At 70.2% G+C, this 25,456-nt stretch carries 19 protein-coding genes; 9 read left to right on the top strand and 10 right to left on the bottom strand.

Going from position 1 to position 25,456, the window contains the following annotated elements:
• Positions 1-266: 266 nt before the first annotated feature.
• Complete coding sequence (locus tag ACIQWG_RS27110) at positions 267-926, bottom strand: hypothetical protein (RefSeq protein ID WP_404100428.1); 660 nt, start codon at positions 924-926, stop codon at positions 267-269.
• 422 nt (positions 927-1,348) lie between these two features.
• On the opposite strand from ACIQWG_RS27110, the gene ACIQWG_RS27105 reads away from it, so the two are divergent.
• From ACIQWG_RS27105 to ACIQWG_RS27085, 5 genes are read left to right on the top strand one after another with little or no spacing between them, the layout of a single operon-like run.
• On the top strand, positions 1,349-4,183 hold the full coding sequence (locus tag ACIQWG_RS27105) for a nitrate- and nitrite sensing domain-containing protein (RefSeq protein WP_404100426.1): 2,835 nt from the start codon (positions 1,349-1,351) through the stop codon (positions 4,181-4,183).
• Entirely contained in the window at positions 4,180-4,617 is a 438-nt protein-coding gene (locus tag ACIQWG_RS27100) for a roadblock/LC7 domain-containing protein (RefSeq protein WP_404100424.1), read from the top strand. Before ACIQWG_RS27105 ends, ACIQWG_RS27100 begins: the two co-directional genes overlap by 4 nt.
• Before the next feature lie 9 nt (positions 4,618-4,626).
• The gene (locus ACIQWG_RS27095) at positions 4,627-5,022 is read left to right on the top strand and encodes a DUF742 domain-containing protein (protein ID WP_404100422.1); all 396 of its coding nucleotides are present in this window, start codon (positions 4,627-4,629) and stop codon (positions 5,020-5,022) included.
• A 24-nt stretch (positions 5,023-5,046) separates the two neighbouring features.
• Positions 5,047-8,721 (top strand): hydantoinase B/oxoprolinase family protein, encoded by a 3,675-nt coding sequence (locus ACIQWG_RS27090; RefSeq protein WP_404100420.1) that lies wholly within the window; start codon positions 5,047-5,049, stop codon positions 8,719-8,721.
• Entirely contained in the window at positions 8,702-9,307 is a 606-nt protein-coding gene (locus ACIQWG_RS27085) for a GTP-binding protein (protein ID WP_404100418.1), read from the top strand. The genes ACIQWG_RS27090 and ACIQWG_RS27085 overlap by 20 nt, the downstream gene beginning before the upstream one ends.
• Positions 9,308-9,460: 153 nt before the next feature.
• Here ACIQWG_RS27085 and glpK read toward each other — a convergent pair whose 3' ends face one another.
• The 5 genes from glpK to ACIQWG_RS27060 all read right to left on the bottom strand — a co-directional run bounded on the left by glpK (position 9,461) and on the right by ACIQWG_RS27060 (position 15,636).
• Positions 9,461-10,972 (bottom strand): glycerol kinase GlpK, encoded by a 1,512-nt coding sequence (gene glpK / locus ACIQWG_RS27080; protein WP_404100416.1) that lies wholly within the window; start codon positions 10,970-10,972, stop codon positions 9,461-9,463.
• Between the two features lie 22 nt (positions 10,973-10,994).
• Entirely contained in the window at positions 10,995-11,720 is a 726-nt protein-coding gene (locus ACIQWG_RS27075; protein ID WP_404100414.1) for an MIP/aquaporin family protein, read from the bottom strand.
• A 483-nt stretch (positions 11,721-12,203) separates the two neighbouring features.
• The gene (locus tag ACIQWG_RS27070) at positions 12,204-13,856 is read right to left on the bottom strand and encodes a GGDEF domain-containing protein (RefSeq protein WP_404100412.1); all 1,653 of its coding nucleotides are present in this window, start codon (positions 13,854-13,856) and stop codon (positions 12,204-12,206) included.
• Between the two features lie 167 nt (positions 13,857-14,023).
• Positions 14,024-15,214, bottom strand: a complete 1,191-nt coding sequence (locus ACIQWG_RS27065; protein ID WP_404100410.1) for a lipid-transfer protein — start codon at positions 15,212-15,214, stop codon at positions 14,024-14,026.
• On the bottom strand, positions 15,211-15,636 hold the full coding sequence (locus ACIQWG_RS27060) for a Zn-ribbon domain-containing OB-fold protein (RefSeq protein ID WP_404101135.1): 426 nt from the start codon (positions 15,634-15,636) through the stop codon (positions 15,211-15,213). Before ACIQWG_RS27060 ends, ACIQWG_RS27065 begins: the two co-directional genes overlap by 4 nt.
• Positions 15,637-15,805: 169 nt before the next feature.
• Between ACIQWG_RS27060 and ACIQWG_RS27055 the strand changes: the two genes are divergently transcribed.
• Together ACIQWG_RS27055 and ACIQWG_RS27050 are read left to right on the top strand one after the other, a co-directional pair.
• Entirely contained in the window at positions 15,806-16,612 is an 807-nt protein-coding gene (locus ACIQWG_RS27055) for a M15 family metallopeptidase (RefSeq protein ID WP_404100408.1), read from the top strand.
• A gap of 50 nt (positions 16,613-16,662) precedes the next feature.
• Positions 16,663-17,199, top strand: coding sequence for an NUDIX domain-containing protein (locus tag ACIQWG_RS27050; RefSeq protein WP_404100406.1), 537 nt, complete (start codon positions 16,663-16,665; stop codon positions 17,197-17,199).
• Between the two features lie 21 nt (positions 17,200-17,220).
• Here ACIQWG_RS27050 and ACIQWG_RS27045 read toward each other — a convergent pair whose 3' ends face one another.
• Positions 17,221-19,581, bottom strand: coding sequence for a TIM-barrel domain-containing protein (locus ACIQWG_RS27045; RefSeq protein WP_404100404.1), 2,361 nt, complete (start codon positions 19,579-19,581; stop codon positions 17,221-17,223).
• 210 nt (positions 19,582-19,791) lie between these two features.
• Here ACIQWG_RS27045 and ACIQWG_RS27040 point away from each other — a divergent pair, with 210 nt between their 5' ends.
• Together ACIQWG_RS27040 and ACIQWG_RS27035 are read left to right on the top strand one after the other, a co-directional pair.
• The gene (locus tag ACIQWG_RS27040; RefSeq protein WP_404100402.1) at positions 19,792-21,759 is read left to right on the top strand and encodes an acetoacetate--CoA ligase; all 1,968 of its coding nucleotides are present in this window, start codon (positions 19,792-19,794) and stop codon (positions 21,757-21,759) included.
• Positions 21,760-21,836: 77 nt separating this feature from the next.
• Entirely contained in the window at positions 21,837-22,730 is an 894-nt protein-coding gene (locus ACIQWG_RS27035; protein ID WP_404100400.1) for a hypothetical protein, read from the top strand.
• Positions 22,731-22,800: 70 nt separating this feature from the next.
• Here the strand turns inward: ACIQWG_RS27035 and ptsP are convergent, their stop codons facing one another.
• From ptsP to ACIQWG_RS27020, 3 genes are all read right to left on the bottom strand, one after another.
• The gene (gene ptsP, locus ACIQWG_RS27030) at positions 22,801-24,471 is read right to left on the bottom strand and encodes a phosphoenolpyruvate--protein phosphotransferase (RefSeq protein WP_404100398.1); all 1,671 of its coding nucleotides are present in this window, start codon (positions 24,469-24,471) and stop codon (positions 22,801-22,803) included.
• Positions 24,472-24,553: 82 nt separating this feature from the next.
• Positions 24,554-25,003, bottom strand: coding sequence for a PTS glucose transporter subunit IIA (locus tag ACIQWG_RS27025; RefSeq protein WP_404100396.1), 450 nt, complete (start codon positions 25,001-25,003; stop codon positions 24,554-24,556).
• A gap of 239 nt (positions 25,004-25,242) precedes the next feature.
• A partial coding sequence (locus ACIQWG_RS27020) for a hypothetical protein (protein WP_404100394.1) occupies positions 25,243-25,456 on the bottom strand: 214 nt, incomplete at its 5' end.

Genomic DNA, 25,456 nt, shown 5'->3' with positions numbered 1-25,456 from the left:
ACCGGCCCCCGGCACCGCGACGCCCGGCCCCGGCACCGCGACGCCCCGTCCGGGGGGGGGGGGGGCCCCCCCCCCCCCCCCCCCCCCCCCCCCCCGGCCCCCGCCCCCCCCCCCCCCCCCCCCCCCCCCCGCTCCAGATCCTCGTACAGCTCGTAGGCGCGCAGCAGCAGTGGGACGTAGGCCGGTTCCTCGAAGTACGACTGTCGCGTGATCCGTGAACCGCCCTGGCTGGAGCCGCCTGCCTCCGGACCACGGCGTCCGACGGCTCAGGGGTGCGACAACTGTCCGGTCCCACCCCGCTGACGTATCCGCTCCTGGGCGCGCTCCGCGTCCCGCCCCTGCTGCCGCGCCCGGCGCCGCTCGCGTCGCAGGGCCCGTGCCGTGCTGCTCGGTGCCGAGACCACACCGTTGCGCTGGTTCCACACCTGGCGGGTCACCCATACGTCCAGGGCACCCCAGGTGGCCACCACGGTGCTGACCACACTGCTGATCACCATCGGGAACGCCAGCCACGATCCCGCCAGGGTGCACAGGAAGGCCACCATCGCCTGTATCAGCGTCACCGAGATGATCAGCACGGCCCGCACCGCCGACGTCCGCACCGGATCGGGCATCCGGCGCCGCCGCGCGGGCTCCTCCACCCACAGTGGCCGGTACGTCGACCACCCCTGACTCTCGCCCCGACTCTCGTCACGGGCGGAATCGGCGCCGCCCTCGTCCCTCGCCACCACCCCACCACGAGCGCCGGCCACCGCGTCGTCCTCCTCCGTCGTCATCACGCTCGCGCCCTCCGGGAACTCCTGGCTTCGCGTCCGTGGGCGTGCGCCCGCCGGAATGTCGCGATCCAGCGCCTCGGGGCCACGCCGCGCCCTCACTTGCGCCGTGGCGCCTTCCTCGGGCGTCTCACGCCGCTCCGCCGTGCCCATCACCGTGTCACTCCCCACCGCCGGCAGACCGCTCGCCCGCGTCCGAAGACTCGACTCCCCAGCGGTTGCCCGGCTTGCGCTGATTTACGCCCGCGGGAGGCAGGATGCGGCTCCTGTGGCCCATTCCGCCCCCGTTTCCCATAGAGAAGGACGAATGGCGTGGCCCGAAGATTCCCAGGAAAGATAAAAATCCAGCCAACTGGCCAAGGAGACCGGCCGGTTCTCCCCACCCCGGGGCTCCGCGATCACGGTAGGCAATCTCCCGCAATGCCCGGACAACTCCCCATGTCTTGCCGCCAGTGCGGAAGTTCAGGTTCCGGACGGCTCTTCGAGTTAACTGTGCGTCGGTAGTAGGCTCGCGCCCGATTGTTGACGCACAGGTGTGCCCCCTGGACCGGTGGGGGTGTGAGCTGGGGGAGGCCATGCGCTTTCGCGGGAAGTCGATCCGCCGGAAGATGGTGGCGCTGCTTCTCGTGCCGCTGGTGTCCCTGACCGCGATCTGGGGTTTCGCCACGGTACTCACGGGACGAGGTGTGGCGCAGCTGTTCACGGTGTCGTCCCTCGTCGAGAAGCTCGGCTACTCCAGCGAGGACGCCGTCCGCGTTCTCCAGCAGGAACGCCGCCAGGCGCTCGTCTATCTCGCCGACCGCCGGGCGTCCGACGCGCTCACCGCACTGCGCGTCACTCGCAGCGCGACCGACGCCGCCATCTCCGAGATCCGCAAGAACGCCAAGGACCCCGACGTGCGCGACGGTATGGACGCGGGGGACGCCGAGCGCCTCACCGCCGTCCTGGACGCCTTCGACGGCATCAACTCCCTGCGCCGCAGCGTCGAGGACGGGACGGTCACCCGCTCCCAGGCACTCGACCTCTACAACCGGCTCGTCGACCCCTGCTACGCCCTGCTGGGTTCCCTCGACGGCATCGACAGCGTCGCGATGGACAAACAGGCCCGCGCCCTGCTCAACGTCACCCGGGCCCGCGAGCTGCTCTCCCGTGAGGACGCGCTGCTCAGTAGCGCCCTCGTGGTCGGCAGGCTCACCCGTGACGAGACCCGCGACGTCTCCGACCTCGTGGCCCAGCGCACCCTGATGTACGACATCAGCCTCACGGACCTGCCCTCGTCCGAGCGGGAGCGTTTTGAGCGCTTCTGGAAGAACGCGGCCAGCGCCCCGCTGCGCGTCGCCGAGCAGGCCGTCATCTTCGCCCAGCCCGGCAGGCCCAGCACGGTCGACGCCAAGAGCTGGGACACCGCGGCCGGCAGCGTCCTCGAAGAGCTCAGCAAGCTCAACGACGAAGCGGGCAGCCGCTATCAGGAGCGGGTCCAGCCCGTCGCGATGGGCGTCATCGTCAAGGCGGCCATCGCCGGCGTACTCGGGCTGCTCGCCCTGCTGTTCTCGCTCGTCCTGTCCGTACGCATCGGCCGCAGCCTCATCCGTGATCTTCGACAGCTGCGCCTGGACGCCCATGAGGCGTCCGGTGTCCGGCTGCCCAGCGTGATGCGCCGCCTCTCGGCGGGCGAACAGGTCGACGTGGAGACCGAGGTCCCGCGGCTGGAGTACGACAAGAACGAGATCGGTGAGGTCGGCCAGGCCCTCAACTCCCTTCAGCGCGCCGCCGTCGAGGCCGCGGTCAAGCAGGCCGAACTGCGCGCCGGTGTCTCCGAGGTCTTCGTCAACCTCGCCCGCCGCAGCCAGGTCCTGCTGCACAAGCAGCTCACCCTCCTCGACACCATGGAACGCCGGACCGAGGACACCGACGAACTCGCCGACCTGTTCCGCCTGGACCACCTGACCACCCGTATGCGCCGGCACGCCGAGGGCCTGGTGATCCTCTCCGGCGCCGCCCCCTCCCGGCAGTGGCGCAAGCCCGTCCAGCTCATGGACGTCGTCCGCGCCGCGGTCGCCGAGGTCGAGGACTACGAGCGCATCGAGGTGCGGCGCCTGCCGCGCGTCGCCGTCACCGGCCCCGCGGTCGCCGACCTCACCCACCTCGTCGCCGAACTCCTGGAGAACGCCACGGTGTTCTCCCCGCCGCACACCGCAGTCCAGGTCCTGGGCGAGCGGGTCGCCAACGGCTTCACCCTGGAGATCCACGACCGCGGCCTGGGCATGGCTGCCGATTCCCTGCTGGACGCCAACCTCCGGCTCGCCGAGACGCCCGAGTTCGAACTGTCCGACACCGACCGGCTCGGCCTGTTCGTGGTCAGCCGGCTCGCCCAGCGCCAGAACGTCCGCGTCTCGCTCCAGCCGTCGCCGTACGGCGGCACCACCGCCGTCGTCTTCATCCCCGACGCGCTGCTCACCGACGACGTGCCGGACACCAACGGCATCGGATTCCGTCTGGACCGGCCCGTGCCTTCGAAGGAAGCCGAGCTGGAGGAGTCGCGCCGGGTCGCCCTGACCCAGGTGCCCGCCCGCGTGCCCGGCCTGCCCGCCTCCCTGCTGGACGGCCCCGTGGAGCTGGAGGCACCGGTCGACCTCGACGCCCTCAGCGACTTCCCCGACGACCTCGACGACGAGGACGCCGAGCGCGGCGGTCTCTTCCGTCCCCGCCGGGGCCTGTCCACCACGGAGACCGAGCCGGAGAGTCCGCTCGGCGAACCGCACCCCGTCACCGGCATCCCCGGCGGGCCGGACCGGTCCGACGCCCCGGTGTCGCTGCCCCGCCGCAGTACACCCAAGCTGGTCAGCTCGCACGGACGTCCGGTCACCGAACAGCGCTCCCGGCGGGAGAAGGCCGAACCGGAGGCTCCGGCGGGCCCGACCCGTCCGGAGCCGAACGGTCTGGCTCCGCTGCCGACCCGCCGCCGCCCGAACGGTCCCCGTGGCGAGGCCTCCGGCGGGCAGGACCGCGTCCACGACCGCGCCGAGACCGCCACCTCCTCCGGACGTGACCGCGCTGAACAGTCCGAGCCACCGGCTCTTCCGATGCGCGCACGCCGCACGGCGATCGCGTCGAGCGGACCCGACGACTCCCCGCCGACCTCGGCCGGCGCCGAGCGGCCGACCGGCTCGGGCGCGGGGACACTGCCCCGGCGGGTCCGGCAGGCCAACTTGGCTCCGCAGCTCAAGCAGGGGCCCGCACAGCGTGTCGACGACAAGCCGGAGCTCGCCGACCGGGACGCGGACGAGGTACGCAGCCGAATGGCCTCACTCCAGCGCGGCTGGCAGCGCGGCCGTCGGGAGAACGCCGAGGGCGACGACGCCCACAGCGGCACAGCACCACATGGAACGACTAAGGGGGACGGTCGATGACCGCACCGAAGGCGACCGGCCACACCGCGACCAACCAGTCCGGAGAGCTCAACTGGCTCCTCGACGACCTGGTGGACCGCGTCGCCAGCATCCGCAAGGCCCTCGTGCTCTCCGGCGACGGCCTCCCGACGGGTGTGTCCAAGGACCTGACCCGCGAGGACAGCGAGCACCTGGCCGCCGTCGCGTCCGGGTTCCACAGCCTCGCCAAGGGCGTCGGCCGTCACTTCGAGGCGGGCAGCGTCCGGCAGACGGTGGTCGAGCTCGACGACGCTTTCCTGTTCGTGACGGCCGCCGGTGACGGCAGTTGCCTCGCGGTGCTCTCCGACGCCGACTCCGACGTCGGCCAGGTCGCCTACGAGATGACGCTGCTCGTCAAGCGGGTCGGCGTACATCTGGGCGCCGCTCCGCGCACCGATCTGCCCTCGGGCGGGTAGTGGGATGGCATGAGCGCTGACGGTCAGGGAAGAAGCCACTGGTTCGACGACGAGGCCGGGCCGGTCGTCCGTCCGTACGCCATGACGCGTGGCCGCACCACCAGCGCGGCCCAGCACCGCCTGGACCTGATCGCGGTGGTGGTCGCGGAACCGCACGCGGACGATCCGGACGCCGACTCGACGCTGTCCCCGGAACACGTGGACATCGTGGAGCTGTGCCGTGACGCCCCGCAGTCCGTCGCCGAACTCTCCGCCGAGCTCGATCTGCCCATCGGAGTCGTGCGGGTCCTCGTGGGGGACCTCGTGGACGGGGAATTCGTCCATGTGAACCGGCCCGTACCACCGGCCGAGATGGTGGCCGAGAGTATTCTGCGCGACGTGATCAACGGCCTGCGGGCGCTCTGAGCGGCGCGGAAGCGGGGTAGTGACGTGACAGGCTGGCAGTTCTGGGTCGACCGTGGCGGCACCTTCACGGACATCGTCGCGCGACGCCCGGACGGCCGTCTGCTGACGCACAAGCTCCTGTCGGAGAACCCGGCTCGCTACTCCGACGCGGCCGTCGCGGGCGTACACCAGCTGCTGGACGGTTCCGAGGACCCCATCGACGCCGTCCGCATGGGCACCACGGTCGCGACCAACGCCCTCCTGGAGCGCAAGGGCGAGCGGACCCTGCTGCTCACCACCCGCGGCTTCCGCGACGCCCTGCGCATCGCCTACCAGAACCGCCCGCACATCTTCGCCCGCCGCATCGAGCTGCCCGAGCTGCTCTACGAACGGGTCATCGAGGTCGACGAACGCATCGCCGCCGACGGCACCGTCCTGCACGCCCCCGACCTGGACGCTCTCGCCGGCCCTCTCCAGCAGGCGTACGACGACGGGATCCGCGCCGTCGCCGTGGTCTGTATGCACAGCCACCTCCACCCCGCCCACGAACAGGCCGTCGGAGAACTCGCCGCCCGCATCGGCTTCCCGCAGATCTCGCTGTCCAGCGAGGTCAGCCCGCTGATGAAACTCGTCCCGCGCGGGGACACCGCCGTCGTCGACGCCTACCTCTCGCCCGTGCTGCGCCGCTACGTCCGGCACGTCGCCGACCAGCTCGAAGGCGTGCGGCTGATGTTCATGCAGTCCAACGGAGGTCTCGCCGAAGCAGGGCAGTTCCGCGGCAAGGACGCCATCCTCTCCGGCCCCGCCGGCGGGATCGTCGGCATGGCCCGGATGTCGCAGCTCGCCGGCTTCGACCGTGTCATCGGCTTCGACATGGGCGGCACATCCACCGATGTCTCGCACTTCGCGGGCGAGTACGAACGCGTCTTCACGACGCGGATCGCCGGCGTCCGGCTGCGCGCGCCCATGCTCGACATCGACACCGTGGCGGCCGGCGGAGGCTCGGTCCTCCACTTCGACGGGTCCCGCTACCGCGTAGGGCCGGACTCGGCGGGTGCGGACCCGGGGCCCGCCTGTTACCGGGGCGGCGGCCCGCTGGCCGTGACCGACGCCAATGTCATGCTCGGCCGGATCCAGCCCGCCCATTTTCCCGCGGTGTTCGGCCCCGACGGGGACCAGCCCCTCGACGACGCCCTCGTCCGTGAACGGTTCAGTGCCCTCACACGCGAGATCCGCGCACAGACCGGAGACGACCGCACCCCCGAGCAGGTCGCCGAGGGCTTCCTCCAGATCGCGGTCGCCAACATCGCCAACGCCGTGAAGCGGATCTCCGTCCAGAAGGGACACGACATCACGCGCTACGCCCTCACCACCTTCGGTGGCGCGGGCGGCCAGCACGCGTGCATGGTCGCCGACTCGCTCGGCATCCGTACCGTCCTCGTGCCGCCCATGGCCGGCGTCCTCTCCGCACTCGGCATCGGCCTCGCCGACACCACGGCCATGCGCGAACAGTCCGTCGAGGCGACCCTGGAGGCGGATTCGATGCCAGGCGTCCACAAGACGGCGGAAGACCTCGAAGCGGCGGCTCGCGGCGAACTCCTCGACGAGGACGTCCCCGAGGACCGCATCCAGGTCACCCGACGCGCCCAACTCCGTTACGACGGCACCGACACCACCCTCACCGTCGAACTCACCGACCCCGACACGATGCGGCGTGCTTTCGAAGAACGTCATCGCGCCACGTACTCCTTCACCCTCGACCGACCGATCGTCGTCGAAGCCCTCTCCGTCGAAGCCACCGGCATCACCGAACCCCCCGACCTCTCCACTCTCGCCCCTTGCGAAGCCACCCCGAAAGCCACCTCGACGGCCACCCAAGAGGGCAGCCCGGACACCCCGCAGCCGGTCCGCCTCCACACCGGCGGCACCTGGCGCGACGTGCCCCTCCACCGCCGCGAATCCCTCCCTCCCGGCGAGACCGTCACCGGCCCGGCGATCATCACCGAGGCCAGTGCCACGACCGTCGTCGACGACGGCTGGCAGGCCGCGACGACCGACGACGGGCATCTGGTCATGGAACGCACGGCGATTACGGAGAGTTCCGATCTCGACACGAAAGCCGATCCGGTTCTCCTGGAGGTCTTCAACAACCTGTTCATGTCCATCGCCGAACAGATGGGCGCCCGCCTCGAGTCCACGGCCCAGTCCGTCAACATCAAGGAACGGCTGGACTTCTCCTGCGCCCTCTTCGACCCCGACGGAAACCTGGTGGCCAACGCCCCACACATCCCCGTCCACCTGGGCTCGATGGGTACGAGCGTCAAGGAGGTCATCCGGCGCCGCGGCCCCCGGATGCGCCCCGGTGACACCTACGCCGTCAACGACCCGTACCACGGCGGCACCCACCTGCCCGACGTCACCGTGATCACCCCGGTCTTCGACGCAGGACTCACGGCGAACACGGAGGGTGAGCAGCGGATCCTCTTCTACGTCGCCTCACGCGGTCACCACGCCGAGATCGGCGGCATCGCCCCCGGCTCCATGCCCGCGAACAGCCGCACCATCGACGAGGAGGGAATCCTCTTCGACAACTGGCTGCTCGCCGAGAGCGGCCGCTTCCGCGAGGACGAGACCCACCGCCTGCTCACCGAGGCGCCGTACCCGTCCCGCAACCCGAAGACCAACCTGGCCGACCTGCGCGCCCAGATCGCCGCCAACCAGAAGGGCGTCGACGAAGTCGCCCGCATGATCGACAACTTCGGGCTCGACGTGGTCCAGGCCTACATGAAGCACGTCCAGGACAACGCCGAGGAAGCGGTACGCCGCGTCATCGACGCCCTGGACGACGGCGAGTACGCCTACGAGGCCGACTCCGGCGCCGTCATCCGGGTACGCGTGCGCGTGAACCGCGCGAACCGCTCCGCGACGGTCGACTTCACCGGTACGTCCCCGCAACTCGCCACCAACTTCAACGCCCCCTTCTCGGTGGTCAACGCCGCGGTCCTGTACGTCTTCCGCACCCTGGTCGCCGACGACATCCCGCTCAACGACGGCTGCCTGCGCCCCCTCGACATCATCGTGCCGACCGGCTCCATGCTCGCCCCGGAACCCCCGGCGGCGGTCGTCGCCGGCAACGTCGAGACCTCGCAGGCGATCACCGGCGCCCTCTACGCCGCACTGGGCGTCCAGGCCGAGGGCTCCGGCACCATGAACAACGTCACCTTCGGCAACGAACGCCACCAGTACTACGAGACCGTGGCGTCCGGGTCCGGCGCGGGCGACGGCTTCCCCGGCGCACCCGTCGTCCAGACCCATATGACCAACTCGCGGCTCACCGACCCCGAAGTGCTGGAATGGCGACTGCCCGTGCGGCTCGACGAGTTCGCCGTGCGGCGCGGCAGCGGTGGCGCCGGACAGTGGCGCGGCGGAGAGGGTGCCGTGCGCCGCATCCGGTTCCTGGAGCCGATGACCGTCTCCACGCTGTCCCAGCACCGTCGGGTCCCGCCGTACGGCATGGCGGGCGGCGAGCCCGGCGCACCTGGCGCCAATCGCGTCGAACGGGCCGACGGCACGGTCACCGCGCTCGACGGCAGCGACTCGGCGGACGTCGGACTCGACGACGTACTCGTCATCGAAACCCCCGGCGGCGGAGGCTACGGCCCACCGTCGCCCGACCCCCATCAAGCAGGAGAAGAGATCGATGATCTTCGGGCGTTCTGAGCGCGGGAAGCCTCCGGTCGAGCCCGTCACGCTCAAGATCCTGGTGGCCGGCGGCTTCGGCGTGGGCAAGACCACCCTGGTCGGCGCGGTCAGCGAGATCAGGCCGCTGCGTACCGAGGAACTGCTCACCGAGGCCGGCCGCCCGGTCGACGACACGAGCGGTGTCGAGGGCAAGCGCACCACGACCGTGGCCATGGACTTCGGCCGTATCACCCTGCGCGAGGACCTGGTGCTGTACCTCTTCGGCACGCCCGGCCAGGAGCGCTTCTGGTTCATGTGGGACGAGCTGTCCGAGGGCGCGCTCGGCGCCGTCGTCCTCGCGGACACCCGCCGCCTGGAGGACTGCTTCGCGGCCGTCGACTACTTCGAGCGGCGCTCCATACCTTTCCTCGTCGGCGTCAACTGCTTCGAAGGGGCCGACCGTTACCCGGCGGAGGACATCAGGCAGGCCCTGGACCTCGACGCGGGCGTACCGCTGCTGCTGTGCGACGCCCGCGACCGGGAGTCCGTCAAGGAGATCCTCATCGGCGTCGTCCAGCACGCCATGGCCTATCAGGCGGATCGCCGGGAGACCGTGACCACCTGACGCCGGGTACGGGCACGGCCCGTACCCCCGCCGACCGGGGTACGGGCCGTGGCTCCGGCACGCGCGCGTGAAGCACGCTCGCGTGAACCGTTCTTGGACTTCTGCGTTCGAGCCTGGGCTTTGCCCGGTCCTCCTCGGGCTTCAGCCGTGGTCTCAGCCCTCTCCGTCCTCTTCCCAGCCGAAGCTCTTCTCCACCGCCTTGCGCCAGTTGTGGTACTCGCGGTCGCGCTCCTGGGCGGACATGGACGGTGTCCACTCGGCGTCCTTCGCCCAGTGCGCCTTGAGCTCGTCCAGGTCGTTCCAAACGCCCGTGGCCAGCCCCGCCGCGTACGCGGCGCCCAGACAGGTCGTCTCGGAGATCTTGGGCCGGATCACCGGCACGTCGAGGACATCGGCCTGGTGCTGCATGAGCAGGTTGTTCTTGGTCATGCCGCCGTCGACCTTGAGGCTCGTGATGTGGACCCCGGAGTCCTGGAACATGGCGTCCACGACCTCGCGGGTCTGCCAGCTCGTCGCCTCCAGTACGGCCCGGGCCAGATGCCCCTTGGTGACGTACCGCGTCAGGCCGGTGACGACGCCGCGCGCGTCGGAGCGCCAGTACGGGGCGAACAGGCCGGAGAAGGCGGGGACGATGTACGCGCCGCCGTTGTCGTCGACGCTCCTCGCCAGTGGCTCGATGTCGTCGGCGGTGTTGATGATGCCGAGCTGGTCGCGGAACCACTGGACCAGCGCGCCCGTTATGGCTATCGCGCCCTCCAGGCAGTACACCGGAGCCTCACTGCCGATCTTGTACCCCATCGTCGTGAGCAGCCCGCTCTTCGACGGCACCGGCCGGTTGCCGGTGTTCAGCAGCAGGAAGCTGCCTGTGCCGTACGTGTTCTTCGCCGAGCCCACGTCGTAACAGGCCTGCCCGAACACGGCCGCCTGCTGGTCGCCCAGCGCCGACGCGACCGGCACGCCGGCCAGTTGGCCGACCGCGTTCCCGTACACCTCGGCGGAGGATTTGATCTCCGGCAGGATGGCCTCGGGCACGTTCATGGCGGACAGGATGGACGGGTCCCACTGGAGGGTCTCCAGGTTCATCAGCATGGTGCGTCCGGCGTTCGTCACATCGGTGACGTGCTGCCCGCCGTCCGTGCCGCCGGTGAGGTTCCAGATCAGCCAGGAGTCGATGGTGCCGAAGGCGATCTCGCCCCGCTCGGCGCGGGCCCTCAGGCCCGGCACGTTGTCCAGCAGCCAGGCCGCCTTGGGGCCCGAGAAGTAGCTGGCCAGCGGCAGTCCGGTCTGTTCGCGGAAACGATCCTGTCCGTCCGAGCCGCCGAGCTGGTTGCACAGCGCCGCGGTACGCGTGTCCTGCCACACGATCGCGTTGTGCACCGGTTTGCCCGTCGCGCGGTCCCACAGGACCGTCGTCTCGCGCTGGTTGGTGATGCCGAGCGCACTGAGCTGGTCGGCCCGCAGTCCGGCCTTCGCTATCGCTCCCGCGACCACCGCCTGCACCTTGGACCAGATCTCGGTGGCGTCGTGCTCCACCCAACCCGGTTTGGGGAAGATCTGGCGGTGCTCCCGCTGATCGACGGCGACGATCGCGCCGTCCTGGTTGAAGACGATGCAGCGGCTAGAGGTGGTGCCCTGGTCGATTGCGGCGACGAACTTGTCCGTCATGACGTCCCCTTCGTCGGATCCTTCAGAACGCTGCGTTGAAGATGACCCCGGACAGGGCTCCGCCGATCAGCGGTCCCACCACCGGGATCCACGCGTAACCCCAGTCCGAAGTGCCCTTGTTGGGAATCGGGAGCAGGGAGTGCACGATGCGAGGGCCCAGGTCACGGGCCGGGTTGATGGCGTATCCGGTGGGCCCGCCGAGCGACAGACCGATGCCGACCACCAGGAACGAGACGATCAGGATCGCGGTTCCCGACACGCCGAGCCCTTCGGTCAGGCCGAACGCCAGGATCGGCAACACCAGCGCGACGGTCGCGATGATCTCCGTCATCAGGTTCGCCACCGTGTTGCGGATCGTCGGCGTGGTGGAGAAGACCCCGAGGGTCGGCTGGGCGATCTTCTCGTCGGCGTTGGCCTGGAACTGCGCGAAATAGACCAGCCAGCACAGCACCGCACCGAGGATCGCGCCGACCATCTGCCCCGCGATGTAGACCGGGACCTTGTCCCAGTCCCCGGTGTCGATGGCGATGCCGAGCGTCACGGCGGGGTTGAGCTGTCCGCCGGAGAGCGGTGCCGCGGTGTAGGCGCCGGCCATCACGCCGAAGCCCCATCCGAAGGCGATGACGATCCACCCCGCGTCCTTCGCCTTGGAGTAGTTCAGGACGACGGCGGCGACCACGCCGGCCCCGAAGAGGATCAGGATCGCCGTCCCGATGACCTCACCGAGGAAGATGTCTCCGTTGCTCATGGCTGCTCCTAGGCCCTGGCCGGGACTGTCGGCCCCGGTTTCTCCGTGCGGGGTGCGTTTCCCATGGCGACTTCGGCCGAAGGCAGGGAAGTCCCGCGCCCCGCCCGGCGTCCGTGACGAGCGTGCCGTCGAAACCGAATCGCCCGTGGGGGAGGAGGCCTTCGTACAGGCGGAACCGTGCGGCGCAGTGCGTGGAATACGCCAAGAATGTACGGCGATGTCGGCTGACACCGGGAAGTGTTCACCGGCGTCCAGGGGGCGTCAAGGTCGCCGACGCCAATGGTTCAGGGCGCGCCGAGGGGTCACGGACCCACGCCGGCCGTGCTCGCGGCACGCCCACTCTCGGATGGGACGGGCAGCTGGACACTGCTGAGACCGACGGGCAGGCCAAGTTCCCGCTGGACTCCGCAGGGGGTGAAGTCCCTTGCTGTGCTGAGGCCTGCGGTCACCTTTCGGCCACCGCCGGCCCCGAGGGAAAGCGTCTCACCCTCGGCCCGGCTCCGCCACCGCGCACCCGGCCGGGGCCGCGGCCGCCGTCACTCCGCGAAGGATCTCGTGTCCGGGCAGCCCGGCGCGGCCCAGTACCCAGCTCGCCCCTCTCAGGGACTTCGCCGCCTTCTTGAGCGGCGCGAGACAGGAGGCGGCCTGCCGGTGGTCAGCCACGCTCCCGGGTTCGCACAGGACCGTGGCCAGGGACAACGTGATCGGCAGCCCACCCGCCGACCAAGCCGCGTCGAGCATGGAAGTGGCCAGCGGCCGGAGCCCCTCCGGATCCGCGAGCACCAGGAAGTCGTCCCCGCCGATATGGCCCACGCGCGTGCTGTCCGAGGCCGCGTGCTGAAGCGCGCGCCCGACCGAACGGATCAGCTCGTCGCCCGCCGCGAACCCGGCCCCGTCGTTGACCCGCTTGAAATGGTCCACATCCAGCCAACTGAGCGCGAACGTCCGCCCGTCCGCGATCCGCCGGTCCACCTCACCGGTGATCACGTCCGATCCGGGCAGCCGGGTCAGCGGATTGAGCCCGGCGGCCTCCTCGACCCGGGTCTCGGCAAGGGCTCGAACAAGGTCCGCGAGCCGTACGACGCCCACGCACCGGCTGTAGGCGTCGACCACGGCGACATCGTCCGATGTGCGGTCCCGGCCACCGTCCGCCACGACGTCCAGCACCTCCCACGCGGTGGCGTCGACACCGACTGTGCGCGGCGGGTCGCCGAGCTTGGCCGCAGGCCGGTCGGCGTAGAGGGCATGGCCGTAGCGCCCCGACATCGACAGCAGGAACCGCGAGCGATGCATCGACCGCACCGGGACGCCGTAGGTGTCCACCAACAGGACCCCGGACACGTCCGGCGACCCGGTCAGCAGCGCCCGTACCTGGCCGGCCGACGCGGTGGCCGGCAGCAGTGCGGCCGGCCGGACGAACTCCCGCACGGAGGGCCCCGATCGAGGTGTCACCGCCAGTCCCGACGAACGTGGCGGAACGTATACCTCCGCCGCCGGCAGCCGGGCCGGCGGAGCGAACAGCTCTCCCTGGGCCAGCTGAGCGCCCGCCGACCGCGCGGACGCGCACTGGAGCTCCGTCTCCACGCCCTCGACACACAGCAGCGCCCCTAGCCGCTCGCACAGCGTCCGCATCGCCCCTACGGCCGCCGGCCGCGCCAGCAGCGAAGCGTCGAGCTTCACCAGCTCCGGCGCCAGGTCAGTGAGCAGCCGCAGGGGGATGTCCCCGTCGCCGACGCCGTCCGCGCTGATCCGAAAGCCCTGCTCCCGCAGCGCGCCGACGGCCTCCAGGAGCGCCTGCTGCGGCACATGCGTGTACGGCGGGCAGATGTCGATCGTCACCTCCCAGGGCAGCCGCCCCGCGGCCCGCACGGCGTCGTGCAGCGGAGTGAGCCCACCGAGGTCGGCGAGGGTGCCGGCGAACACGTTGACGTACAGCGGGAACAGGGTTTCCTTGCGAGCCGCCGCACGGAACGCCAACACGGCGAGCCGGCCGTCGAGTTCGGGATTGCGGCGGGCCTCGGCCAGGACGTCGCCGGTCTCCGGGCGGGCGAGTATCTCCAGCCCCGCGACTCCACCGGTCGTCAGATTGACCACCGGTTGGAAAGCGAAGCGGAGAGTATCCGTCCAGGACTGCACGGAAGAATGATGACTCCGCCGAAGCACGCCCGAGCCCAGTTCATAAGACGTTCACGCAGGCTTCCTGCCTGCTCACACAGCGTAGATAAATGCTGATGGATGTGGGTCGCGCGAGGGCGCCGCCACGTCCGTGGGAACGGGCCCGAGGCCCCTCGCACGGCCGCGCCTCAGCGCAGCGCGACGACCGCCGACCCGTGCCCGAACAGCCCCTGGTTCGCCGCGATGCCCACGCGCGCCCCGGCGATCTGCCGGTCGCCCGCCTCGCCCCGCAGCTGCCAAGTGAGCTCGCACACCTGGGCGATGGCCTGAGCCGGGACCGCCTCGCCGAAAGAGGCGAGACCGCCGCTGACGTTCACGGGTATCCGTCCTCCCGGACCCGTTGCGCCCTCCCGCAGGAGTTTCACGGCCTCTCCCCGGCCGCACAGCCCCAGATCCTCGTACCACTGCAACTCCAGCGCGGTGGACAGGTCGTAGACCTCCGCGAACGAGAGGTCCTCGGGTCCGATGCCCGCCTCCTCGTAGGCCACGCGCGCGATCGACTCCCGGAACGTCTCGGCTGCGGGCTGTACGGCCACCGCGGAGTCCGTCGCCATGTCCGGCAGGTCCAGGACGGTGCTGGGGAAGCGCGGTGTCACGGTGGAGACCGCCCGGATCCGCACCGGGTACGCACCGCCGTGCCGACGTGCGAACTCCGTGCCGGCCAGCACGAGCGCCGCCCCTCCGTCCGACGTAGCGCAGATGTCGAGCAGCCGCAGCGGGTCGGCGACCACGGCGGAGGCGGCCACCTCCTCGGCGGTGACCGGCTTGCGGTAGCGGGCGTAGGGATTGAGCGCGCCCGAGGCGGCGTTCTTCACCTTGACCTGGGCGAAGTCCTCCGGTGTGTCTCCGTGTACGGCCATCCGCCGACGCGCGTACAGCCCGAAGTAGGTCGGATTCGTCGCCCCGAGGACGCGGAAGCGCAGCCAGTCCGGATCGTCCGGCCGGTCCCCGCCCGCCGGCCGGAAGAACCCCTTGGGGGCCGCGTCGGCGCCCACCACGAGCACCACGTCCGCTTGACCCGAAAGTATCTGCGCCCGCGCGGTGTTGATCGCCTGGGCCCCGGACGCGCACGCCGCGTAGACGCTCGTGACCCGGGCCCCCTGCCAACCGAGCGCCTTGGCGAAGGTCGCCCCGGCCACATACCCCGGGTAGCCGCCTCGCACGGTGTCCGCGCCGACGATCGACTCGATGTCCCGCCACTCCAGTCCCGCGTCGGCGAGTGCCGCGCGGGCCGCGACCGCGCCGTACTCGACGAAACTGCGCCCCCATTTGCCCCATGGATGCATGCCCGCGCCGAGCACCACCACGTCGTCCGTCATGCCGTCACCCCCGTCGGCCGCCACTGCCACGTCGTCCAGATCGTCTCCGCGTCCTCATGGAGCACGCCGGGAACGACCTCCACCTCCATGCCCACCGTCAGATCGGCGACGGTGACCCCGGGAGTCGCCTGCCCCAGCACCACCAGGCGCTCGGGTGCCAGCTCCACAGCGATCAACGTGTGCGGCTCCCACGGAAGTTCCGGATCGGTCACATAGGGTGACGGAGGCCGGTACCGGCTGTCCGTGTAGGACCAGACACGCCCGCGCCGTGAGAGAGGCACCTCCTCCAGATGGCCGCCCGGGCAACCGGGGTTGCGGCAGTGGGCGTCCTCACGGGGGAAGAAGACCGAGGCGCAGGCGGCGCAGCGGGTGCCGACGAGACAGAAGTTCTCCCCTTCACCGGCGAACCACCCGGCCACCACAGGTGTGCGCGTGCGTGGCATGAGCCCCTCCCGATCGAATCTGACGGTACGTCAGAAGTGTGTCATGGGCGACGAGAACGCGGCAGGGTGCGACAGGTTCGGCCTTGAGGGTGGACCCGCGGTGCGACCGCTTCCCCGTCCGGCCCAACTCCTGATAGATGCAGGAGACATGACACGACTGTCGACCGCGGTACGAGGACTGGTCACCACGCTCGCCACACTGCTGGCCGTGACCGCAGCCCCCGCCACCGCCCAGGCGAAGACCGAGCCCAAGGCGCCGAAGGACTTCGTGGCGCTCAGAAGCGTGGACCCCACCATCGTCCAGGAGATGCGGTACTTCACCCCGCACAACTTCGTGGGCGAGCGCATCGACGGCTACCGCCAACCCCTGTGCATCCTCACCCGACCCGCGGCCGAAGCACTCCACAAGGCCCAACAGCGGCTGGTGCGCCAGGGCTACACACTGAAGGTGTACGACTGCTACCGGCCGCAGCGCGCGGTCGACCACTTCGTGCGCTGGGCCGAGGACCTTGTCGACGAGGCCATGAAGGGCGAGTTCTACCCGAACGTCGACAAGACCCGGCTGTTCCTGGACGGCTACATCGCCGAGAAATCCGGCCACAGCCGTGGCTCCACGGTGGACCTGACCGTCGTCAGGCTGCCGGCCAGGCCCACCAGGCCGTACCTACCGGGCGAGCCCCTGGTGCCCTGCTACGCGCCCCGGAGCGAGCGCTTCCCCGACAACTCCGTCGACATGGGCACCGGCTTCGACTGCTTCGACACCCTGTCACACACCCTCGATCCGCGTATCCAGGGCCGACAGCGCGCCAACCGGCTGCTGCTCAAGGGCACCCTCGAAGCCCTCGGATTCGTGAACCTCGCCGAGGAGTGGTGGCACTACACGTACAAGCCGGAGCCCTATCCGGACACCTACTTCGACTTCCCTGTCTCCTCGAAAGCCCTTACGAGGCACTAGTGACCGGCCCCCGGAAGACGCCCTTCCACTGATCGGATACAGTCCGCCGCGTGTCCGAATCTCAAGCCTCCGTTCCCAACTCCGCAGCGGACTCACACTGTTCGAGCTGCGGCGCGCCCTACGGAGAGGGCGTCTCCGGCTGGCCGCGCACCTGCCCGGTGTGCGGGGCCGTTGCCTACCGCAATCCGCTGCCGGTGGCCATCGCGCTCCAGCCCGTGTACGACACGAAGGGCACCGCCCTGGTCGTCATCACCCGAACCATCGCCCCCGCGCGCGGCGGCATCGCCCTGCCCGGCGGCTACATGGATGACCGTGAGGACTGGCGGCAGGCCGTCGTCCGCGAGCTCAGGGAGGAGACCGGCATCGACGCCGCCGGCCGCGACGTGCGCCTCGTAGACGCCATGAGCTCTCCCGACGGGCACCTGCTGCTGTTCGGCCTCCTCCCGGAACGGCCCGCCGAGCGCCTTCCGACCTCGGCCGCCACCGACGAGACCGAAGGCTGGCACCTTCTGCGCAGGCCGGAGGAGCTTGCCTTCCCGCTGCACACGCTGGCCGTACGGGCGTTCTTCGAGGGCCGTTACATCTGATCCGGCCGTCTGATCCCGGCGCTACCCGAGCCCGCGCACGCGTGCCGGCCGGGGCGAGGGGATCAGACCGCCCTCGTGGTCGAGCTCGACGACCACCTTGGAGCCCTCCCAGCGGGTGACGTAACGCTCGATCTCCGGCTCGTCCCAACCGTCACCCGCGTCCGGCACGACCAGCCCGCCCCCGGTACGTCCCTGGGCGGGCGCCCACACCTCCAATTCCAGTCCGCCGTCGTCCCCACGTACCGGGACGACGGCACCCGACCGCACCAGCACCGGGACCCGTGACATGGGCGCGTCGAGGAGAACCTGCCCCGGACCCTCGTACGCCCTCTCCGTCGCCGTGTCGTACCAACGCCCACGCGGCAACTGCACCGCACGCCGATCGGCGCCCGGATCCAGCACCGGCGCCACCAGCAGACAGTCGCCCAGCAGAAACGCGTCCTCGCAGTCCCGCAGGACACGGTCCTCGGGCGCCGACCACCACAGCGGACGCACATAGGGCGCCCCCGTGCGCCGCGCCAGATGCGCCAGCGTCACGAAGTACGGCAGCAGCCTCCGTCGCTCGACGAGCGCCACGCGCGCGTGCTCCAGAACCTCCGGACCGAACTCCCACGGCTCCCTGCGCCCCGCCCGAAGACTCGCGTGCGTACGGAACAGCGGCAGGTACGCGGAAAGCTGGAACCACCGCAGATACAGCTCCGCCGAGGGACTCCCGTCGAACCCGCCCACGTCCGGCCCCGAGTACGGCACGCCGCACAGCCCGAGCCCCATCACCAGCGACAGCGACGCCCGCAGCCCGGGCCAGCCCGTGGCGACGTCCCCTGACCAGGTGCCCCCGTAGCGCTGCATCCCGGCCCAGCCGGAACGCGAGAACACGAAAGGCCGCTCCCCGGGCGCCAGTTCACGCAGCCCTTCGTAGCCCGCCCTCGCCATGCACAGGCCGAAGACGTTGTGCGCCTCCCTGTGGTCGCCGCTCCGCCCCTCAAGGGAGTGCCTGGCCGAGCGCGGCAAGGTCGACTCCCCGAAAGCGGTGAAGGAAGTGGGCTCGTTCATGTCGTGCCAGAAACCCGAGAACCCCTGCGCCAACCGCTCTTCGTACAGCCCACCCCACCACTCACGCACGCGCGCGTGCGTGAAGTCGGGATAGACCGACTCCCCGGCCCACACCACACCCCGCACGAGCTGCTCCGAGGAGTCCCGTACGAACACGTCTTCGGCCGTCCCGCTGTCGTACACGGCGTTGCCCGGGGCGGCCTTGACCGCGGGATCGACGATCGACACCAGGCGGATCCCGTCCTGCCGCAGGTCCTCCGCGAGCTGAGGCAGTTTGGGGAACGCCTCATGGTCGACCGTGAACACCTGGTGCTCGTCGTAGTGGTCGATGTCCAGATGGACCGCGTCCAGCGGCAGTCCCCGCTCCTGGTACCCCGAAACGATCCGCCGGACCTCCTGCTCACTGCCGAACCCCCACCGCGCGTGATGGTGGCCCAGCGCCCATGCGGGCGGCAGGGCGGCCGCACCGGTCAGGGAGGCCCAGACGAGCAGTACGCGCGCGGGAGTACCCACGATCACCCAGCAGCGCAGCGGACCGCCGTCCATCCGCAGCTCGCTGGTCCCCGGCCGATCATGGCCGGAGCCGGCGCCCTCCTCGCCTTCCCGCAGGGCCACAGTGCCGTCCCAGGAGCTGTCGTGGAACACCAGGTGCGTGGCCGCGTCGGCCACGACCAGCTGTACCGGCATGGTGATGTACAGCGGGTCGTCACCGGGACCGAACGGACGGCCGGGGTCGGTGTTCCACAGCCGGTAGGTGCCGTCCTTGAGCCGGGGCCCCGACGACCGTCCGCCGAGCCCGAAGAACCGGGCGTCCGCGGCCACCTCCGACCGCTGCATCCACCGAGCCTGACCGCCCCCGACGGGCTCCCACCAGCGCGGCGGCAGGTCGCGCCGCAACGTCACACCACCGGGCGTCTGCACCTCCACCGCGCCGTGCCGCGAGATGACGACGGTCACCCGCTCGGCCACCACCCGCCAGCCGCCGTCCTTGTCGGGTTCCAGCACCGCCCGGGGATCCGGTTCCGGACACCGTCCCGCGAGCGCGTACGACGGCTCCGGAGCCGCCCCGTCCCAGCCCCAGAAGACCGCACCGGTCACCGTCACGGAGACCCGCAGCTCGGACCGGCTGAACCGGATGACACCACCGCCGGGACCCGGCCGCACCTCCTGCACGGGCCCGGGCACACGAGCCCGCTCGGCACCCCGGGGCGGCAGCCCCGCGGCGTCCGCACGCCTCCTTCGCCACGCCGCTCGTACGGTACGCAACCCCTGGGCCGCCCCCACAGAACCGACCACCTTCATCGAACGCACCAGGTCACGACCGTCCATGCTGCTCAGCCTGCCACCGACCGCCCCACACGCGCGTGCCGTTCAACTGCCGTTCACCCGTGCTGGGAGCACATCTTCACGACACCGACTATGTGGGGCGCACCCTGGTGCAGAAGTCGATCACATGGCATCGTCCGTGTCATCCGCGTCACGCGCACACCCCAGCCTTGCGCGGAGGACGCACACGACGCGCACAGTCCGGGAGCCGCCATGTCGATCGTGAACCCTCAACCGCTCTGGCAGCCAGATCCGCAGCGCATCGCCCGAGCACAGGTCAGCGAGTTCCAGGCCTGGGCCGCCGAACACCATGGTGCCCCCGCCGACGGCGGCTACGCCGCCCTGCACCGCTGGTCGGTCGACGAACTGGAAACCTTCTGGAAAGCCGTCACCGAGTGGTTCGACGTACGTTTCTCCACCCCCTTCGCGCGCGTGCTGGGCGACCGCTCCATGCCCGGCGCCCAGTGGTTCCCCGGCGCGACCCTGAACTACGCCGAGCACGCCCTGCGCGCCGCGGCCACCCGAGCCGACGAACCCGCACTCCTCCACGTCGACGAATCCCACGAGCCCCGCCCCGTGACCTGGGCCGAACTGCGCCGCCAGGTCGGCTCCCTCGCAGCCGAGCTGCGCGCCCTCGGCGTACGCCCCGGAGACCGCGTCAGCGGCTACCTCCCGAACATCCCGCAGTCCGTCGTAGCACTCCTCGCCACGGCCGCCGTCGGCGGCGTGTGGACCTCCTGCGCCCCCGACTTCGGCGCCCGCAGCGTCCTCGACCGCTTCCAGCAGGTGGAACCCGTCGTGCTGTTCACCGTCGACGGCTACCGCTACGGCGGCAAGGAACACGACCGCCGCGACATCGTCGCCGAACTGCGTCGCGAACTGCCCACGCTACGAGCCGTGGTGCACATCCCGGTCCTCGGCACCGAGGCCCCCGAGGGCGCCCTGGAGTGGTCGTCCCTGACCGCCGCCGACGAGGAACCCGTCTTCGAGCAGGTGCCCTTCGAGCACCCTCTCTGGGTCCTGTACTCCTCCGGCACGACCGGCCTGCCCAAGGCCATCGTCCAGTCCCAGGGCGGCATCCTCGTCGAGCACCTCAAACAACTCGGCCTGCACTGCGACCTGGGCCCCGAGGACCGTTTCTTCTGGTACACCTCGACCGGCTGGATGATGTGGAACTTCCTCGTCTCCGGCCTCCTCACCGGAACGACGATCGTCCTCTACGACGGCAGCCCGGGCTATCCCGACACCGGCGCCCAATGGCGCATCGCCGAACGCACGGGAGCCACGCTCTACGGCACCTCGGCCGCCTACGTCATGGCCTGCCGCAAGGCCGGCGTGCACCCCGCGCGCGACTTCGACCTCACCAAGGTGCAGTGCGTCGCCACCACCGGATCGCCACTGCCCCCCGACGGCTTCCGCTGGCTGCACGACGAGGTCCGTGACGACCTCTGGATCGCCTCCGTCAGCGGCGGCACGGACGTGTGCTCCTGCTTCGCGGGCGCCGTGCCCACGCTGCCCGTGTACATCGGCGAGCTCCAGGCCCCCGGCCTGGGCACCGACCTCCAGTCCTGGGACCCCAGTGGCAAACCCCTGGTCGACGAGGTGGGCGAACTCGTGGTCACCAACCCCATGCCGTCCATGCCCATCCACTTCTGGAACGACCCCGACGGCAGCCGCTACCACGACAGCTACTTCGACACCTACCCCGGCGTATGGCGCCACGGCGACTGGATCACCGTCACCTCACGCGGCTCCGTCGTCATCCACGGCCGCTCGGACTCGACCCTCAACCGCCAGGGCGTCCGCATGGGATCGGCCGACATCTACGAAGCCGTGGAACGCCTCCCCGAGATCAAGGAATCCCTCGTCATCGGCATCGAACAGCCGGACGGCGGCTACTGGATGCCCCTGTTCGTCCACCTGGCACCCGGCGCCACACTCGACGAGTCCCTCCTCAACCGCATCAAGCAGACCATCCGCGAACAGCTCTCCCCCCGGCACGTCCCCGACGAGATCATCGAGGTCCCCGGCGTCCCCCACACCCTCACCGGAAAGCGCATCGAGGTCCCGGTCAAGCGCCTCCTCCAGGGCACACCCCTGGACAAGGCCGTCAACCCCGGCTCCATCGACAACCTCGACCTCCTCCACTTCTACGAGGACCTCGCCCGCAAGCGCGCCTGACCCCTCGCCCCGACGCCGTTGTCAGTGCCGCCGGTTACTGTGAGTGAGCATTGATCGACTGTGCACAAGGGGGAAACATGGCGCGCACCGACCACCAGACGATGCGACGCGTCCTGCGCCGCGAGATCGCCGGCACGATCGGCCTGCTGACCGACGAGCACGACTTCTCCGCCATGCGGCGCTACCGCACCTTCACTTTCGACGACCACAAGATCTATCTGGAACAGATGGAGGCCCTGCTCAGGACACGGGCCTCCCAGGGCAGCCATACGACCATCGCCCTCTTCGACCCACACGAATACGCCGAGTACTGCACGGCAGCCGGCCTCGACCCCGACATCCCGTCCAGCCGGACACGCTTCACGGCAGAACTCGCGACCACCGGACCCACCATCGCCTACGACGGCCAACCGCTGGCGGACCTCGTCCCGGCCCTGGTCGACGAGGCGGTACGACAAGCCACCTGGGAGTACGCCGCCACACTCCTGGCACGTCTCGGCTCCTGCGCCACCTGTGGCGAGGACATCGGCCGCGCGGCCTTCACCCGCGCCTCCCACCTCCTCGTACGCATCCTCGACACTGCCCCGCCCGGCCACCGGCACCTCGTTTGCAGCGTCACGGGAACCCCGGAAACCCTCCTCGCCGTCCTGCACGCCGACGAGGACGACCAGGGCGGCACACGCCTCGACGAGGCCGAAGCACTGGAGTTCACCACGGTCCTCGCCCTCGGCCTCGCCACCCGAAGCCCCGGCGGCCTCGTGATGCGGACCAGCGAGACCGGCACCTCCGACCGGATCTACGGATGGCGCCTCCGCGGGGAAGGGCTGGAACCCCTCACCGCCGGAGAGGTCTTCGACGCGTACTGCACCGACATCGATTCCGGAGACCTCATCTCCCCGGAATCAGGAGTCGACTACTGCGTGCCGCCCGACCTCGGAGGTGACTCAGTGGCACCCGGGCACCAGCACTGAACGCACAAGGGGCGCTCCACCGGTAGGCGGAGCGCCCCTCAAGAAGGCATGCAGCCATACGGCCGGTCGGCTACTCGCCCGACAGCACCGCCTGCGCGGCATTGCGAGCTTCCTCGGCGCTGTCCGCCGCCCGTGCCGCCGCGGCGGCACGCTCGCACTGCGCCAGCGTGTACTTCGCCAGCGTCGCCCGGACATAAGGAATGGACGCCGAGCCCATGGACAGGGAGGTGACACCCAGACCGGTCAGCACACACGCCAACAACGGGTCCGAAGCGGCCTCACCACACACACCACAGCTCTTGCCCTCCGCCTTCGCGGCCTCCGCGGACAGCGCGACCAGGTCGAGCAGCGCGGGCTGCCACGGGTCCTGAAGTCGAGACACCGCACCCACCTGACGGTCCGCGGCGAAGGTGTACTGAGCGAGGTCGTTGGTGCCCAGCGACAGGAACTCGACCTCCTGGAGGATCGAGCGGGCCCGCAGCGCAGCGGACGGAATCTCCACCATCGCACCGAACTTCGCCTGCAACCCGGCCTCACGGCACGCGTCGGAGAACGCCTTGGCGTCGGTGCGGTCCGCCACCATCGGGGCCATGACCTCGAGGTAGACGGGCAGCCCCTCCGCGGCCCTGGCAAGCGCCGTCAGCTGCGTCCGCAGCACCTCGGGGTGATCCAGCAGGGTCCGCAGGCCACGCACACCCAGCGCCGGGTTCGGCTCATCGGCCGGCGTCAGGAAGTCCAGCGGCTTGTCCGCACCCGCATCCAGGACACGCACGACGACCCGGCCCTCCGGAAAGGCCTCGAGAACCTGCCGGTAGGCCTCGACCTGCTTCTCCTCCGACGGCGCCTTCTTGCTGTCGTCGAGGAACAGGAACTCGGTACGGAACAGACCGACACCTTCGGCGCCCGCCTCGACGGCGGCCGGAACGTCCGAGGGACCGCCGACGTTGGCGAGCAGCGGCACCTTGTGGCCGTCAGCGGTGGCACCCGGCCCCGTCGACGCCGCGAGCGCGGCCTTGCGCGCGGCCGCCGCTGCCTCCAGCTCGGCCTTCTTACCCTCACTCGGGTTCACGAAGATGTCGCCGGTGCTGCCGTCGACCGCGATGACTGTGCCCTCGGCCAGCTCACCGGCGCCAGGCAGCGCGACCACGGCGGGCACACCGAGCGCCCTCGCGAGAATGGCGCTGTGGCTGGTCGGCCCACCCTCCTCGGTGACGAAGCCGAGCACGAGCGTCGGGTCCAGCAGCGCAGTGTCGGCCGGGGCCAGGTCGCGAGCGACCAGGACATAGGGCTCGTCGCTGTCCGGGACGCCCGGCATCGGGACCCCCAGCAGCCGGGCGACGATACGATTCCGCACGTCATCGAGGTCGGCGACGCGACCGGCGAGGTACTCACCGGCACCGGCCAGCAGCTCGCGGTACGCCGCGAACGCGTCGTACACGGCACGCTCGGCCGTGCTGCCCACGGCGATACGCCGGTCCACATCCGACATCAGCTCGGGGTCCTGGGCCATCATGGCCTGCGCCTCGAGCACCGCCTGGGCCTCACCCCCCGCCAGATTGCCGCGCGCCATGAGGTCGGCTGCCACAGCCTCCACGGCCTTGCGGGCGCGCCCCTGTTCACGCTCCGCGTCCTCGGCCGGAATCGCCTTGGCGGGCGGTTCGAGGACCGCCGTTCCCATGTGCCGAACCTCGCCGATGGCCACACCGTGGCTCACGCCGACGCCTCGCAGCGTTGTCTCCATCTCACCCGTCTCCGATAGTGCGGCGGGTGCAGCCGCCGCGGTGGTTGTCGTCCCTACATGCCGTCCGACGACGGCACTCGAGTCACTTCCAGACGAAGAGACTGTCGCCGGCCTTCACATCGCCGTCGTCACGCAGTTCGGAGAGGGCCTCGGCGGTGGCCTCGAGCGCCACGACCGGGCACACCGGCGACTTGCCGGCCGCCTCGACCGCCGCGGGGTTCCAGCGCACGATGCTCTGGCCACGCGTGACGGTGTCGCCCTTCTTCACGAGCAGTTCGAAGCCCTCGCCGTTGAGCTGCACGGTGTCGATACCGAGGTGAGTGAGTACACCGTGACCCTGCTCGTCGACGACGACAAAGGCGTGCGGGTGAAGAGAGACGATGACTCCGTCCACGGGAGACACGGCCTCGGAGGGCTCACGCACGGGGTCGATCGCGGTGCCCGGGCCGACCATGGCCCCGGAGAAGACGGGATCCGGTACGGACGCCAGTCCGACGGCGCGTCCTGCAAGTGGGGACGTGACGGTGGTCATGGGAAGCCTCCCAGGGGTGGAGATCGTTATGGGCCGTCGCTGCCAGTGCCGGACGGCACACTGTTCAGCAGGGTATGTCACATGAAGTGCCGGTTCCGCGCGAGCACTCCAGAGTGGTCTAGACCATACCGCAAATGGATTTGCACCGGCTCCACGGCCGCGTGTACAGTCGTACTCCTGCTTGGGGCTGAGTGACGCGACTAGGCGTCCTTGCCTGGCAGCACCAAACTTGTCAGATCCTATCTCGGGGTCACCTTCTGCATGCCTGCGGAACGGTGGTCAGGAGGCCGGAAAAACACTGATAGAGTCTGGAACACCGAAGGGAAGCGCCCGGAGGAAAGCCGCGAGAGAGTCTCTCGGGTGAGTACAAAGGAAGCGTCCGTTCCTTGAGAACTCAACAGCGTGCCAAAAATCAACGCCAGATATGTTGATACCCCGTCTCCGGCCATCACG

The sequence above is a fragment of the Streptomyces sp. NPDC098781 genome (assembly GCF_044759995.1).
Classification (GTDB): domain Bacteria; phylum Actinomycetota; class Actinomycetes; order Streptomycetales; family Streptomycetaceae; genus Streptomyces.
This window is presented reverse-complemented; position numbering and strand designations above follow the sequence as displayed.